The sequence below is a fragment of the Paenibacillus apis genome, from assembly GCF_018333295.1.
GTDB lineage: Bacteria > Bacillota > Bacilli > Paenibacillales > Paenibacillaceae > Fontibacillus > Fontibacillus antibioticophila.
In genome coordinates, this window is record NZ_BORS01000059.1 from 1 (window position 1) to 366 (window position 366).

General features: G+C 50.5%; 2 rRNA genes. Both read left to right on the forward strand.

What is annotated here, in order from left to right:
• A 23S ribosomal RNA gene (locus tag KI362_RS25285) occupies positions 1-126 on the forward strand; the annotation flags it as partial.
• Between the two features lie 133 nt (positions 127-259).
• Positions 260-366, forward strand: a 5S ribosomal RNA gene (rrf, locus tag KI362_RS25290); the annotation flags it as partial.

The following is a 366-nucleotide window of genomic DNA, read 5'->3' on the forward strand; positions in this document are numbered from 1 at the left end:
GCCCCCCTCAAGATGAGATTTCCCAATTAGTAAGACCCCTTGAAGACGACGAGGTTGATAGGCCTGAGGTGGAAGTGCAGCAATGTATGGAGCTGACAGGTACTAATCGGTCGAGGGCTTATCCAAAATATCTAATTCAGATTCCAGTTTCGTATCCAGTTTTCAGGGAGCAAGACTTCCTGAATTGATTTTAAGCTGCATGTCCTTTCTAAGGATGGATATTTTGCTGGTTTGAAGCGAGCGCAGCGCAAAAATCCTGTTTGGTGGCGATGGCGGAGGGGTTCCACGCGTACCCATCCCGAACACGACCGTTAAGCCCTCCAGCGCCGATGGTACTTGGACCGAAGGGTCCTGGGAGAGTAGGAC